General features: G+C 64.2%; 9 protein-coding genes. 2 read left to right on the top strand and 7 right to left on the bottom strand.

What is annotated here, in order from left to right:
• Positions 1-14: 14 nt before the first annotated feature.
• The 6 genes from ACOOHB_RS19630 to ACOOHB_RS19605 form a co-directional block, all read right to left on the bottom strand.
• Positions 15-1,349: a transposase gene (locus ACOOHB_RS19630; RefSeq protein WP_420446472.1), complete on the bottom strand. Its 1,335-nt coding sequence runs from the start codon at positions 1,347-1,349 to the stop codon at positions 15-17.
• A gap of 641 nt (positions 1,350-1,990) precedes the next feature.
• The gene (locus ACOOHB_RS19625) at positions 1,991-5,575 is read right to left on the bottom strand and encodes an RCC1 domain-containing protein (RefSeq protein WP_420446471.1); all 3,585 of its coding nucleotides are present in this window, start codon (positions 5,573-5,575) and stop codon (positions 1,991-1,993) included.
• Positions 5,576-6,065: 490 nt separating this feature from the next.
• Positions 6,066-6,389, bottom strand: a complete 324-nt coding sequence (locus ACOOHB_RS19620) for a type II toxin-antitoxin system PemK/MazF family toxin (protein WP_420446470.1) — start codon at positions 6,387-6,389, stop codon at positions 6,066-6,068.
• The gene (locus tag ACOOHB_RS19615; RefSeq protein ID WP_420446469.1) at positions 6,386-6,658 is read right to left on the bottom strand and encodes an AbrB/MazE/SpoVT family DNA-binding domain-containing protein; all 273 of its coding nucleotides are present in this window, start codon (positions 6,656-6,658) and stop codon (positions 6,386-6,388) included. The genes ACOOHB_RS19620 and ACOOHB_RS19615 overlap by 4 nt, the downstream gene beginning before the upstream one ends.
• 148 nt (positions 6,659-6,806) lie before the next feature.
• Positions 6,807-8,009, bottom strand: a complete 1,203-nt coding sequence (locus ACOOHB_RS19610) for an acyl-CoA dehydrogenase family protein (RefSeq protein WP_420446468.1) — start codon at positions 8,007-8,009, stop codon at positions 6,807-6,809.
• Between the two features lie 304 nt (positions 8,010-8,313).
• Positions 8,314-9,234: a P1 family peptidase gene (locus tag ACOOHB_RS19605; protein ID WP_420446467.1), complete on the bottom strand. Its 921-nt coding sequence runs from the start codon at positions 9,232-9,234 to the stop codon at positions 8,314-8,316.
• Between the two features lie 399 nt (positions 9,235-9,633).
• Here ACOOHB_RS19605 and ACOOHB_RS19600 point away from each other — a divergent pair, with 399 nt between their 5' ends.
• Together ACOOHB_RS19600 and ACOOHB_RS19595 are read left to right on the top strand one after the other, a co-directional pair.
• Complete coding sequence (locus tag ACOOHB_RS19600; protein WP_420446466.1) at positions 9,634-9,972, top strand: hypothetical protein; 339 nt, start codon at positions 9,634-9,636, stop codon at positions 9,970-9,972.
• Positions 9,860-10,519, top strand: coding sequence for an RES family NAD+ phosphorylase (locus ACOOHB_RS19595; protein ID WP_420446465.1), 660 nt, complete (start codon positions 9,860-9,862; stop codon positions 10,517-10,519). The genes ACOOHB_RS19600 and ACOOHB_RS19595 overlap by 113 nt, the downstream gene beginning before the upstream one ends.
• Before the next feature lie 2 nt (positions 10,520-10,521).
• Here ACOOHB_RS19595 and ACOOHB_RS19590 read toward each other — a convergent pair whose 3' ends face one another.
• A complete protein-coding gene (locus tag ACOOHB_RS19590) occupies positions 10,522-12,372 on the bottom strand; it encodes a DEAD/DEAH box helicase (protein ID WP_420446464.1) in 1,851 nt (616 codons plus the stop codon).
• Positions 12,373-12,419 lie beyond the last annotated feature (47 nt).

Below are 12,419 nucleotides of genomic sequence, written 5' to 3'. Positions count from 1 at the left end.
GTCGCTAGCCCTGATTATTCACGAGAATGCCTGTTCAGGGTTTTATGGGTTGTGTTTTGGTGTGTCGGGCGGGTTTGTCGGCTTGACGGGACCCGGTGGGTGCTGTTGGGCGCGGCTGGAGTGATCGCAGGGCCCGTGTTGGACCCTGACATGGGTGTGTGGGCGCGACGGGTCGGCCGCCGCGTGAGCGGCGCTGTTGGCGGCTGGGGGTGCTGGGTGCTCAGTTGGGGTGCTGGGCGGCGAGCAGGGCTCGGGCGCCGGGGTGTGCGGTGGGGAGCCGCAGCCAGGTGCGTCGGCCGGTTTCGCATACGAGCGCGGGCAGGTGCCACAGCTGCCAGCGGAGCCGTTTGCGGGCTGCGCGTTTGAGCGGCCCGGTGAGGCGTCGTGTCTGGAACCAGTGCACGAGCGCGGCGCTGATGTTGCACAGCGTTGCCCATGGGCAGTTGGCGTGCCAAGCGGTGAAGGGCATGCGCATCAGCCCGGAGTCCTTGAGACGCGCGACGGCATCTTCGACGTCGGCGTGCTTTCTCATCAGGCGGTCGAGCGGGGCGGGGCCGGCTTGGGCGTCGGTGAGGAATCCCCAGCAGGCGGAAGTTGTCGCTCTCGAACAGGCTGCGCTGCGCGCCCGGGTGGCGCGGTTCGCGTCGGATGATCAGCCGTGTCCGTGCTGGCCAGCCCGACAGGTCCACCAGATCGGTCAGCTCCGCGACATGCGCTTTGGGATGACGCTGGGCGGGGTTCGCCACAGCAGCAGTCCACCGTCGGGGATCGCAGCGGGCAGCCGCGATGGCGGCGTCGATGCCCGCGGTGGCCCGAGCGGACATGAAAAACGTGACGTTGCGGTCCCTGCATGCCTCAGCGATACGCGCCGAGCAGCCCCCGGCGTCGACACGCAGCACCAGTTCGCGTCCCCCCAGCGCCGCGTCGTCGCCTGCGCGGTGGCCCGCCGCGTCAGCTGCGGGCAGCACCGAGACCGCCGCGTCGAGCACTTCTATGTGATCGGCGATGTCGTTCGCGGCGGCGTTACCCGGGCGCAGCTTGGCCCACAGCGGCTCCCCGTCGCCAGTCGAGCAGACCATCGGACCGAACCCGTACCCGCCCTTGCAATGGGGCGCGGCGCCCTGCTTGTTCTCCGAGTGGACCTCCACCAGCGTCGAGTCGATGTCGACCACCAACGGACCCGAGCCTCGGCGCTTCGACCACGCCTCGGCGCGTGCGGTCGCCGCGGCGCCCCACATCGCCCCCAGTCCCGAGCCGTCGATGCCCCCAGCGCCCGATACAGCGTCGAGCCCGACCCCACCGGCCCGAACAGGTCCCGCTGAGACCGCAGATGCTCGACATCTGTGCACGCCTCGCCGCCCCCGGCCAGCACCAGCAACAGATGCACCAACAACACGCCCCGGTCAGCCCGACACGGTCCGCGAAACCGCCCAAAGCGAACAGTCCCGCGCCCCACGCCACCCGTTCACCGCCGCCTGCCAGACGCGCATTTGCCACACTGCTAAGTTTCACCTCGAAGATGCCTCTCTGAATTGCACACTGCGTGCGTTGACAACACGCATCGTCGCAGATCAGAGAGGCTTTTCCGCGGACTCACACACCCAAACCCACCAGACTCATGAACAATCAGGGCTAGTGCCCCGAGAAGGATGAGCGTTGCCAGTCCCCACATGAGTGGCTACTGTGCACGATACTTTTTCATCAATGAGGCTGCTCCTGTGGCTGTGAGATGACGCCTGCATTATTACGACAGATGCCGTCAACGATTGGTGTCGCTACATCAAGCCAGAACACGACGCAGATCATTGCCGAACATCTCTATCATGTGGTCGGCAACGTATCGGTGAGGAAATTGCCTCCAAGGGGCTAGTGTTCCACACTCTGCTATCCATTGTTAAGTCATGACAATGCCACCACATCGACTCTGTCAGGCTTCCTGATTCTCACGACCAAAGCTCAAATGCAGGGCTGAACGCCGCCGAGGCCTAACTCAGGGAGCGCGGTCAAAGCGAACGGCCATGCAGTTGAACGTGCCGTCGGAGCGCAGTCCGCACGGCCTGTCGCCGTATTGCCAGATGGCAGTGAAGTTGCCTGCAGGCAGGTCAGCGTCGGTGAGGAGGTTACTGGTATCTCCCCAACAGGCAAGGGTGCCATCGGAGCGCAATCCGCACCCCGTACCTGATGTGCGCCGCCATATGACGGTGAACTCGCCGACGGGTTGTTCAGCGTTACCCCAGATATGTTCGTTGAACCTGTCCCCCCAGCAGGTCATTGTACCGTCTGTGCGGAGACCACACGAATAGGCGATCTCAAATCGAGGACCGGTTATGCCACCGGGAACCATCGCTGTTGACGTGACACTCGCGAATACAGCTGTGAATATCCCCGTCGGTGCGTCAGTTTGCCCGACATCGTTGTTGCCCCAGCATGTGATGGCACCGCCTGGGCGCAAGCCGCAAGCATGTTTGTTGCCCGTGGATACAGCAATGAATGAGCCACTGGGTGCATCTATCACTCCGAAATCGTTGCGACCCCAGCAGGTGACTGTGCCGTTTGTGCGGACCCCACACGCATAGTCGTCATTCGTAGAAATTGCGGTGAATGTTCCCGACGGTACATCCGTCTGTCCGGGCCTGTTGTCTCCCCAGCAGGCAATCGTGCCGTCGGTGCGAACCCCACACGCATAGTGGCCAAAGCTAGGAGATACAGATATCGCGGTGAAAGTTCCCGGCGGCGCATCCGTCTGTCCGGACCTGTTGTCTCCCCAGCAGGATATCGTGCCGTCGGTGCGTAATCCGCAACGGAATGTCTCGGCTGCAGACATGGCTCTGAATGTTCCCGAGGGTGCGCCAGCCTGTCCGTATGTGTCGTCACCCCAGCAAGTGATAGCACCGTTAGTATGTAGCCCGCACCACGATCCGGTAACGCTATCAGATAGGCGAAGGGTGGTGAAGGTGCCCGTCGGCGCAGCGTCAGGCCTCGAGAGACGAAGTGCCCCCCAGCAAACGAAGGCGCCGTCAGTCCGCCGTCCGCATGATGGAGACGTGTATACCGAATCAAACTTGCCGGTCGGGACGTGTTTGTTACTCCAGCACGTCACGCTGTCGTCGGTGCGCAAGCCGCACGCATAGTGTCCGGCCACAGCCACAGCTGTGTACTTCCCCGGCGGCGTATTGGTCACCACACCAGAGTCGTTCTTTCCCCAACAGGTGACGGTTCCGTCGGTGCGGACCCCGCACGCAGTCTCAGCACCTAGAGACACTGCGGTGAACGTTCCCGCTGGTGGGCTAGCCTGCCCGACTCGGTATTCAGGCCTCGTGTCGCCCCAGCAGGCGATGGTGCCGTCGGTACGTATTCCGCACGCATATCCGACGTTCTTGATGGCTATAGCGATGGTGGATATTTCGGCGAATGCGCCGCTGGGCGCGTCAGTGTGCCCGCTGCGGTTGTCGCCCCAGCAAATGACGGTGCGGTCTGTGCGTATACCGCACGAGTAGTGGTAGCCGACGGCAACCGAGGTGAACGTGCCCGAAGGCGCCTCAGCTTGCCCACCGGAGTTGCCGCCCCAGCAGGCGACGGTGCGGTCAGCGCGCAACCCGCACGAGTGCGATTGGCCCAACGAAACTTGGGTGAACGTGCCTGAAGGCGCGTCAGTCTGTCCGTACCTGTTGTCTCCCCAGCAGGTAATAGTGCCGTCGGTGCGAACCCCGCATGAATAGTCGTAGCCGACGGCAACCGAGATGAACGTGCCCGAAGGCGCCTCAGCTTGCCCACGGGAGTTGTCGCCCCAGCAGGCGATCGTGCCGTCGGTGCGGAACCCGCACGAATGATCCCAGCCAAATGTCGCTTCGTTGAACGTAGCCGGCGGCGGCGCGGCGGCGCGCTCATGGGCGCAGGTGATGGTGCCATCTACACGCAACCCACACAGACCCCGACCGCTCGAGGCGGAAATGGTAGCGAAAGTGCCCGACAACAAAGGCCCGTTGGCGGGTCCATTAGCCGTCCAGCACATGAGTTCGCCGTTAGTTCGCACAGCGCATGCCGTATTGCCGCTTACGTCTATCAATGTGAAGGTGCCCGATGGTGTGTAACCCGGTGCGTGCACATCGTGACCCTGGCCCCAGCAGGTGATGGTGCCGCCCGTACGAATCCCGCACGAATGGTAAGAACCAAGCGAAATTGCGGTGAACGTGCCGGAGGGCATGTCGGTCTGCCCGGCGTTGTTTCTGCCCCAGCAGGCGATTGCGTTATCGGTGCGAAGTCCGCAGGAGTGGCTGTATCCGGTTGATACTGCGATGAAAGTGCCAAGAGGGGCGTCAGCCCGCCCGTACCTGTTGTTTCCCCAGCAGATGATGGTGCCACCCGTACGAATCCCGCAAGCATGCGTCTGGGCAGGGGATACGGAAGTGAATGTCCCGGACGGTGCATCGGCCTGTCCGTACCCGTTGTCTCCCCAGCAGATGATGGTGCGGTCAGTGCGTATTCCGCACTGGAGAAACGCAGCGGAACTCGAATCAGCTACGTGTACAGCGTCGAATGTGCCGCTAGGCGCGTTCCCGGGATCGACGCCGCCGCCGCCACGGCACGCAACCGTGCGGTCAGTCTGCAGCCAACACGAGAAGCCGTTCCCACTGGAGAAGGACGCGAACGACTCAGTGGTGTCGGCACGGGTTTCTTGTGCAATGATCGGCTCGTCGCTGGTGGGTGTTCCTGCGGTGGTGTCGCCGCTGGCGCGGCGCCCAACAAGCTGCGCGGTAGCCCAGCGGGTGGCTCCGCCTAGACGCGTCATGTCCCGACCGGCGATCTTCGAAGTGGGCACCGCCGTGATGCCGCCGAGCACGTAACCGCCCGCTTCTGCTGCGTCGAGGCGTGCCCGCTGACTCATCGGCATCGCGCCGTCACGGGGACCGGAGAGAATGACGCAGTCGGTGCCGAGCACCCCCGCGAGCGTGACAGCGCTGTAGATATCCGACTGCGCCTCGACGTCCGAACCGACCACAACCGGCACCTCTCCAGCGCAATCCGACGCGATCCACAGCTCCGCTCCCTCTAGAAATACACCGGGCTGCCGCACATCCGCAGGAACATCTAGAGTCGTGTCAGGCGCACTTGCGATAGCCGGCTCCCCGTCTTCGGCCAATGCACGCGCTTCACTGCCGATGAGCTGGGCTGTCTCCCAACGAGTAGCACCGCCGAGGCGTGTCATGTCCCTGTCGACGATTTTCGCTGTGGGCACCGCAGCGGTGCCACCAAGCACATACCCGCCCGCTTCGGCTGCGTCGAGGCGTGCTTGCTGGGGAGCTGGCATATCCCCGTCGCGGGGTCCGGCGAGGACCACACAGTCGGTTCCGACGACACCTGCGAGGGTGATCGAACTGTAGATGTCGGACTGCGCAGCCGCATCTGAACCGACAACGATCGGGATCTCACCCGCGCAGTCCGACTCGGTCCATCGTTCAGCGCCGTCGACAAGTGCGCCACCGGTCTGTGCTGCCGCTGGCGTCGGCAGCGCAAGCGGGCCAATGAACGCCGCTACGAGCAGTATGGAAATCCATCGGCGTCGCTCGTCAAGCATCAGCGTTCTCCCGTTTCAAGTTTCGAGGACTCAGCAACGATAGGCGGCCCCGCGAGGCGTACACGGATTCCCGCCGCGAGCGGAGATTGCTACAGACCTGATCGCGTCGTTGGCGTGCGCACCGGCAGCCAGACGCGCGCGCAAAGATTGCACCTCAATGTCCCTACAAGACCTGAGGTGCTACATCAATTCACAAGATTTTCCAATCACCGCGATCTCCCCAGCACTCGATGATGGAGCTGACCCGGTTGGGTTGGCGCCACGGGCCAACCAATTGAATTGACACCTTCAGAAGCCGCGACTCTCGACACCCACCGAGTCGATTCAGACGGTCGGCCGACTAGCACCGTTGTTGTCGTGCGGGGATCTTCACAGCGAACGAGGTGACAAGCCAATCGCGCAGGCACCAACGGGTGGAGACACCCTCTCTTTGCCTGCGACCACTAACCCTCTGGATTCGATCACCCGATTGAGCGTTGCCACGGGGCGGTCAGTCGGCGAACATCTCCCGAGCGATGGCGAGCACCTGCGCTGTCGTCGGCGCCGGGAGCCGGCCGAGGTTGCGCACAAGCCGCGCTTTGTCCACCGCGCGCATCTGGTCCAAAACGACGTGAGCACGCACGCCGTCAAACTGGCAGGCGACTCTGAACGGGTAGGGGTGGCTGCCGGTGGTCATCGGCGCTACCAGACAGCTCGCCCAGTGCTCATTGAGTTCGTCGGGAGAGATCACCACAGCGGGACGGGTCTTGCGAATCTCCGAGCCGACGGTGGGATCCAGGCTGCACAGGTACACGTCCCCGCGTCGGGGCGTCATCGGGCGTCATCGGTCGCGGGTTCCCATTCCCATTCGTCGGTGTCGAACCGGGTCGGCGGCCAAGACTCGACGCCGATGTCGTCGCCTCGCTCGCGAGCCAGTCTGGCTGCTTCGGCCCACCCTGCCCTCGCCTCAGAGCGGGGCTCGATGAGCACACCGCCTTCCACGATGCGGAGCGAGACACGCTCGCCCAAGCCGGCCTCCTCGATGAGCGGCTTCGGCAGCCGGACGCCGCGTGAGTTGCCGATCGGCACGATTCTCGCGTCCATGAGAGCCTCCATACACCATCAGCGCCATCGCCGACACCCGCGAATTGTAATTACATTATAGCTACGATCAGCAATGTGCAGCGAAGATGGGGTACCACCATCTCAGTCTCCCGCGGGGCAGCCAGCGACGCTGATCGACCGGGGCGGATCAGGCGTGCGACGCGCGAGATTCTGCCCAGGTCTTGCCGGACTCCACGTCGACATCGTGTGGGAGGCCTAGGACTCGCTCGGCGATGATGTTTCGCTGGACCTCCGAGGTGCCGCCGCCGATCGTCAGCGCCGGGCTGAAGAGGTAGCCGCCGTGCCAGCCGTTCCAGCCTTCCACGACGGCTTGAGACTTCGGGAACTCCGGCGACGTGCCGAGCGGGCCCGTGTGTGTCAGCAGCCCATGGGCCCCGGAGAGGTCCTTTGCCAGCGTCATCACGTGTTGGCCGTGATCGTCGGCAAGCGCCTTGCGCACGCTGGCCTCGGGTCCGGGCTGGCGTCCGTGCAGGCGCGCGCTCAGCGTCCGCAGCCGGATGAGACGCAGCACCTCACCCTCCATGTGCAACCGCGCTGCGCGGTCACGCAGGACCGGGTCGGTGAGGCCACCGGCGGAACGGACGATGTCGAGCAGGTCGGCAGCGCTGGGACCACTGCCCCACAGTGCGCCCTCGCCCGAGAGCGACACCCGTTCATTGCCGAGGGTGATCTTCGCGAGACGCCACCCGTCGTTCTCGTCCCCGATACGGTTCTCGACCGGCAACTCCATGTCAGTGAAGAACGTCTGGTTGAACGAGTAGGCCGTAGTCATGTCGATGATCGGGCGCAGCTCGAGGCCCGGCGTGTCCATCGGGCAGATGAAATACGACACGCCTCGGTGCTTGGGCACGTCGGGATCGGTGCGGGCAATGAGGATGCCGAACTTGCTGCGGTGCGCTCCTGACGACCAGATCTTCGAGCCGTTCACGATGTAGCGATCGCCGTCGCGTACCGCCCGCGTGGCCAGATTGGCGAGATCCGAGCCGCTGTCTGGCTCGGAGAACAGCTGACACCACACCTCCTCGCCGGTCAGGATCGGCCACAGGTAGCGCTCCTTTTGCGCATCCGTTCCGCCGTACAGAATCGTCGGGCCGGCCCAGCCCAGACCGATGCCACCGGCCAGCCGGCGGATACCTGCGCTGGCCAGTTCCTCGTCGACCAGCAGCTGGGTGATCGGGTCGGCTTCGAGGCCGTAGGGCTTGGGCCAGTGGGGTGCCACGTAGCCGGCGTGCGCCAGTGCCTCCTGGCTGGGCGCACCGTCGTGGTCGTCAAGCCAGTCGCGCACCGCAACACGGCGAGGATCATCATCGTCCGGCCAGTCGAAATCCATGAGCGGACCCTAGTAGTGGCTCGTCAGACGCGTACAGGCCCCGGCGTTGCCGCCGGGGCCTGTACTTACCCGAAGATCGTTGTCGCGCCTCCGCTGCTTGGCGGGGCTGCAGCCACGTGAGGACCAGCACGCGGATCTTGTGGGGTTCGGTGGTCCGGGTTGGAGTCGCCACCTGTAGGAGGCGGCCCCTCTTCGGAAGCGGGCCGCCTCAGCGCCCGGCCACCTCCAGAGTCCTCTTGCGTTTCGCCATTGTGTGGACCACCCCCTTTTTCTGGTGCGCCCAGATTGCCACAGACGCAAGCCCTTAGGTGGCAATGGCGGCCCTGATGGCTGAAGCCACCGCCCGCGCGCCGAGCATTGCGATTAGGTCGGCTCTGGTCTCGACCTCGCCAGTCGCCAGCAGGAAGAGGGCATCGCCGTCGAAATTGGTGTGCGGCGGCTCGATGGCCCGGGCAATGCCAGTGTGCGCCAAGTCGGCCGCGCGGCACGCTTCGGGCTTGGTGAGCCGGGCATTGGTGACCAAGCAGCCGATAGTCGTGTTGGATCGCTCGAGCTGCTCGGGCTCTTCGGAGCCGCGACCGGTGAAGCCCGGAATCGCTTCGATGGCGGAATCCGGGTAGCGCGCCGCCGACGACGGTGCCGTGCAGCCAGCCAGCACGGAGCCATCGGCATCGATGACATCACCCAGGGCATTCACAGCCACGACCGCGCCGACGATCACGTCGCCGGAGCGTTCGACTGCGGCACCCAGCCCTCCGGGCACCGAATGGTCTCGCCCCGCAGTCTTGCCGATCGTGCAGCCTCGCCCCACACCGATCCGGCCCGTGGCGGGCTCATCGGCGGAGGCAGCCTCGCAGGCTGCCCATCCCGCTTCTGCTGTGGGTCGTGTGCTCTCGGGTGAGGCGATGTCGTACACCACAGCGGCGCCCACGACCGGAACGATGCTGTCTCGGATGTTCAGGCCTCGGTCCTGCTCGGCGCACCACCTCACGACGCCGTCGGCGGCGGCAAGGCCGAACACGCTGTTGCCGCACAGCACGACGCCGTGGCATTCGGTGCCCCCGCCGGTTGGTCCGAGCGCCGCCGCCTCACGAGTGCCCGGCGCGCCGCCACGCACCGCGATTGCGCCCAGGGTTCCCGCCGGCGGCAACACCACCGTCACGCCAGTGCCAGCGTCATCGTCCGTCCACGATCCGACGAGTACGGACTCCAACCCCAACGCCATGGGCGCGGACCCTACGCGCTGGGGTTCCAAAACGCCGGACCGCGCCCCAGCGCGCTCCGATATCACCCAAAAGCACTCGGGCAAGATTTCTCGAGCGGCAGCTCTGGCTCAACTGATTCGCGAAAGCCGCGGCGCGCGATGGCCGACCGGACACAAAACCACGCTTGACCGAACACCAGGTTGCGGCAGTCTCACCGATGTGCGTGCACAGACTTCAGACCGCGATCGACCAAGCTCATTCGGGCCGCGCCCTCGAGTACCGAGAACTCGCCGAGCATTCGGCCGAACAGAACAGCACGGCACGGGCTCGGTCATTTGACTAGCTATTATTACTGACAGAACTTCGACAGAATACATGACATCCAAGCGTGTCGACATCCTCCCGAAAGGACAGGCTCCATGGCGGCAGGAATCGCCGAACGGGTTCGGGAACTCCAGGACGCAGCCCGGCTTACCCAAAGTGACATCGGGCGCGTCGTCGGTACATCGGCGCGCACTGTCGCCCGTTGGGATCGTGGCAGTTGCGCACCCCAACCCGGGGCCCGCCAGCGGCTGCTCGAGCTGGTGTACGTCACTGACCAGGCGTCCACAGTCATCCAGCCTTCGGAATTCTCGCTTTGGCTGTTTGCCCCAAATCGGCTGCTCGACCACGATTCGCCTGCCGACCGAATCGCTCAGGGCGACTACCGATCCGTTCTCGCCCTCATCGAGGCGCTCGCAGACGGCATCACGGTTTAGTGACAGCGACGATGCAACCGAGACGGCCGAGGACGACCCGCTATCGGCTCTGAACTCGCTCGGCGCGACACCACTGGATCTCATCGCCTACCGGCACACTTCTCGCAATCGTCCGCCCCTCTCCGGTCGCGGAGCGCAAGCCCTCGGCGGCCGCTGGAATCGTCGCGGAGGGAGCGCAGCCATTTACCTCACGGATTCCGTGCCTGGGTGTGCGGCGGAATTCCGTCGGATGGCAGCAGGACAAGGCCGGGGGAGCTCCGCGCTGCTGCCCCGCGCGCTACACCATGTGCACCTCGATCAGATGCCGCTCGTCGATCTTGCTGTACCCGGTGCTCTCGACGCACTCGGACTCAGCCGGGACGACATCCGTGCCGCAGACTGGTCCAAATGCCAGCTGATCGGCGAGACAGCTGCGCTGGCCGGTTACGCAGGCTTACGTGCACCGTCCGCTACCGGGATCGGGCACGTGATCGTCCTCTTTGAGGCTCTCATACCCGAGGGCCGAGTGCATTTCATCAAGACGGAGGATCTCAGCCCATACCTGTGAACTCACACAACTCGTGCTTCCAGCAAAGCATCCACCATCGACCCACGACCGCTGACCGCAATCTTCAGCAGATCGGTGGCGCGAGTCATGCCGACATAGAGCAGACGCCGGCGCAGGGTGTCATCGGTGCTCGGACCGCCCCGGATGTCGTCCACTCCGATGATGTACACCCGTGCGAACTCGAGGCCCTTGGCGAGTTGCATCGTCGACAGACGCACTCCGTCATCAGTTTCGGTTCCGTCCGGATTGAGGTCGACAAGCTTGAACGTCGGGATGTCCAGCTGACGGGCCTCCTGCTCAATTTCGTTCAGTGCGTCCCAGTTCCCAGCCAGAATCGCCATGTCCGACCAAGGAACCCGTTCGGCGTGTGATCTGCGTAACGCCGCACACACAGATTGGTACCCCTCGAGGTGCGATTGAAATGGGCGCACATCGGGAGCAGGGCCCGACCGTTCAGCGGCTTCGGGCGGAATGAATGTCGCCGGGTCTTCTTCATCGCCACCCTCAGGCACGCCGCCAGCCCGAAGAAAGTCATCGGCAAACTTCAGGATCTCGTAGGTGTTGCGGTAGTTGACTCGAAGCACTTCGGTCCGCCCGCGGCCGCTGATTTCGGTGGTATCGGTCGAGTTGGGCCGGTGCTGCGCAGGCGGCGGCAGTCCAGGCTGACGCCGATAGAGGTTCTGCGCAGAGTCAAGGGCGACCACGAAATCACTCCACGGATACCGCAGGAGCCCGAACACCATGCGTGTCCTGCTTGCGTCGAGATCCTGTGCCTCGTCGATCATCACGGCGTCGTAGCGATAGCGCTCCGGCACTCGACCAGCATCGAGCGCTTGGTTCACCTCCTCCACATGACGATCAAACCTTGAATTTCCGAGGTGTCCGGTCTGGATTTCAAGTGTCCTGCATATGGCCGATGCCAGACTGTCGACGGTTCGCACGCGGACATTGGGACAATCCTCGAGTTGCCGGGCCAACGAGAGTGCCAATGGCCGGTTGAAGCAGGTCAGCAGGATTCGCCAATTGGGATAGTGCCGTGCAAGGTGCCGTGCCCGGAACACCAGCACCAGCGTCTTGCCAGATCCGGCTACGCCCTTGATGACCCGGTAGCCGTCTCCGAGATGTTCGGCAAGACGTTCCTGCTGGCGGTCCAGCACTTGCACAACGTCTTCACCATCCTTTGGTGGCCGGAAGACCAGCTGACCCTGCTCGGCCTGCGCAGCGCTGTTCACGAGGAGTCGCGGATTCAGCGCTGCTCGTGCCCGGCGCTCTTCGGCCGCGCTGAGGCCCACGTCGGCGCGCCGTCGCCCGCCATTCGAAGTGGCGAGCATCCGCTCGAGCGCCGATTCGATCGATGAGGCGGAGAAGTCTTCTTGCAGCAGAAACTGATCCACATTGGCCTTGCCCGCGGCCAAGACTTTCGCCCTCGTCAACCGAGGTGCCGCCACCGCGAGCGCGACCGGAACTCTCGCTTCGCTGAGACCCTGGGCAACAAGCCGGTCCCGGACTTCCTCGGACAGGAGCCCCAATCGGCCCCGCGTTTCTTCGGCGAGTCGCTGCAAGACACGTTGGGGCCGCCGCATGGTCGCGAGGTTACGAGCGGTGCTGCCAGGAACGAAGTCCAAGAACACGATGCCAAGCGACGGGTGCAGCACAACCAGGTACGGCCTGCTCGTCGTGCCTTGCGAATCGGCCGAGGTTGAGTCGTCATCGTCAGATCGGGTCACGTTCGGCGCATACAGCGTCACCGTGACTTGCTCCGGAAGCCAGTCCCGGAATACCTGCGCTGCCTGCCGCAGTGGCGGCGGCACTGCCATGTTGTTGACAAGATTCGCAGGTAGCAAGAAGGCCATGAGTGGCATTCACGGTAGCGGCGACGTTCGGCGCAGTAGGTGGTTGC

Origin of the sequence: Candidatus Poriferisodalis sp., assembly GCF_965215815.1 — a bacterium.
In the GTDB taxonomy this organism is placed as follows: Bacteria; Actinomycetota; Acidimicrobiia; order Acidimicrobiales; family Poriferisodalaceae; genus Poriferisodalis.
The sequence above is the reverse complement of the archived record's forward strand: the minus strand, read 5'-3'. Positions and strand labels throughout refer to the sequence as shown.

Bases quoted from the DNA above. Each gene is read 5' to 3' on its own strand.
- ACOOHB_RS19625 (WP_420446471.1), bottom strand. From the start codon at position 5,575: ATGCTTGACGAGCGACGCCGATGGATTTCCATACTGCTCGTAGCGGCG.
- ACOOHB_RS19620 (WP_420446470.1), bottom strand. From the start codon at position 6,389: ATGACGCCCCGACGCGGGGACGTGTACCTGTGCAGCCTGGATCCCACC.
- ACOOHB_RS19615 (WP_420446469.1), bottom strand. From the start codon at position 6,658: ATGGACGCGAGAATCGTGCCGATCGGCAACTCACGCGGCGTCCGGCTG.
- ACOOHB_RS19610 (WP_420446468.1), bottom strand. From the start codon at position 8,009: ATGGATTTCGACTGGCCGGACGATGATGATCCTCGCCGTGTTGCGGTG.
- ACOOHB_RS19605 (WP_420446467.1), bottom strand. From the start codon at position 9,234: ATGGCGTTGGGGTTGGAGTCCGTACTCGTCGGATCGTGGACGGACGAT.
- ACOOHB_RS19600 (WP_420446466.1), top strand. From the start codon at position 9,634: ATGGCGGCAGGAATCGCCGAACGGGTTCGGGAACTCCAGGACGCAGCC.
- ACOOHB_RS19590 (WP_420446464.1), bottom strand. From the start codon at position 12,372: ATGGCCTTCTTGCTACCTGCGAATCTTGTCAACAACATGGCAGTGCCG.